Here is a 1940-nt window from a genome sequence, read left to right on the forward strand (position 1 = left end):
ACGGTCGACCTGCTGGACGCCATGGCCGAGCCCGCCGCCCTGGTCTGGTCGACAGGCCAGGTGCTGGCCTTCAACGCCGCCTGGGCCGAGGCCAACGGCGCGACCACCGCCCTGCCCCATGTTCATGCCAGGCGGGGCAAGTCCGCCTCCGCCCTCTACATGGCCTTCGCCCAGGCCCGGGCGGGCGAGCAGGGCCGCGCCATCGTCGTCATCGGCGAGCGCGAGCAGGAAGTGCTGATCGGCCAGGCAGGGGAGGGCCGTTTCCTTGTCCGCGTCGCGCCGGAAGCCGTCCTGCCGGTGTCCGGCGGCGTTCCGGCCCGCGCCGTCGGCGCCTCCAATGCCGCCGAGAGCCGGGCGATGGCCGCAGGTGCGCCGTTCGGCTCAGCCGTGATCAAGGCCGACGACCTGTTCTCCGGCAAGGTGGAAGAGGCCAACGCCGCCCTGGCCGTCCTGACCGGACCCGCCGCGGCCCGCGACGCCGCCTTCGGTCATCTTTTCGATCCCGCCGGCGTGGCCGAGGCCCGCGCGCGGCTGGAGGGCGGGTCGTCGGGACCCATTGAACTGGTCGCCCGCGCCCACCCCGACCGGATGCTGCACCTCTATGTCGCGCCCGAGGGCGAGGCGCGCCGCGTCTGGCTGTTCGATGTCTCGGCCCAGAAGTCGATGGAGCTGCAGCTGTCGCAGGCCCAGAAGATGCAGGCCGTGGGCCAGCTGGCCGGCGGGGTGGCCCACGATTTCAACAACCTGCTCACCGCCATTCAGCTTCAGCTGTCCGGCCTGCTGGAGCGTCACCCGGTCGGCGATCCCTCGTATGAAGGGCTCAACGAAATCCGCCAGACCGCCATCCGTGCCGCCGACCTGGTGCGCAAGCTGCTGGCCTTCTCGCGCAAGTCCACGGTGCGGCGCGAGCGGCTCGATCTCGGCGAGCTGGTCGGCGAGTTCGCTGTCCTGTTGCGCCGCCTGCTGCGCGAGGACGTCCGGCTGGAGACCGACTACGGCCGCGACCTGCCGGTGGTCCTGGCCGACAAGAGCCAACTGGAGACGGCGGTGATGAACCTGGCCGTCAACGCCCGCGACGCCATGCGCGGCGTGGTCGAGCCGGGTGCCGGCGTGGTCACTATCAAGACCCGCCGCCTGACCGCCGACGAGGCGCGGCGGATGGGCTGGGCCGCGCCGACCACCGACGTCGTCGCCCTGATCGAGGTGTGCGACACCGGCCCGGGGGTGGCGCCGGACATCCTCGACAAGATCTTCGAGCCCTTCTTCACCACCAAGGCCGTCAACGAGGGTACGGGCATGGGCCTGGCCACCGTCTATGGCATCGTCGAACAGGCGGGCGGGCACATCAATGTGTCGAACGTGGAGGGGGCCGGTGCCGCCTTCCGCATCTTCCTGCCCGAGGCCGACGAGGCCGAACTGGCCCAGACGCCGGTGGTCGAGAAGGTCGCCAAGGCCCCGCGCGACCTGTCGGGGGCCGGCCGTATCCTGTTCGTCGAGGACGAGGCCGCCGTGCGCGGGATCGCCGCCCGCCTTCTGCGCCAGCGCGGCTATGACGTGATTGAGGCGGCCGACGGCGAGGAAGCCCTGGCCCTCGCCGAGGAGCATGCCGGGACCATCGACATGATGATCTCGGATGTGATCATGCCCGGCCTCGACGGTCCCGCCCTGCTCAAGAAGGCCCGACCCTTCCTCGGCGACGCGCCGGTCCTGTTCATTTCCGGCTATGCCGAGAGCGACTTTTCGGACCTGTTGCAGGACGAGGTCGGTGTCTCCTTCCTGCCCAAGCCGCTGGACATCAAGACCCTGGCCGAGCGCGTCAAACAGGAACTGCGCGCGGGATAGGCTCAACCGACATTCAGCAGAGCCGCGGACGTTCACCAAACCCCGTCATTCCGGGGACGCGCAGCGGAACCCGGAACCCAGGTGTCTGAACTCTGTGG

At 70.2% G+C, this 1940-nt stretch carries 1 protein-coding gene; it reads left to right on the top strand.

The features are described 5' to 3' along the window. Positions 1–1842 (top strand): cell cycle histidine kinase CckA (gene cckA, locus ACESMO_RS06775; protein WP_372707403.1); only part of this gene is annotated, 1842 nt, incomplete at its 5' end. Between the last annotated feature and the right edge of the window lie 98 nt (positions 1843–1940).

Source organism: Brevundimonas sp. (genome assembly GCF_041688735.1).
Taxonomy (GTDB): Bacteria; Pseudomonadota; Alphaproteobacteria; order Caulobacterales; family Caulobacteraceae; genus Brevundimonas.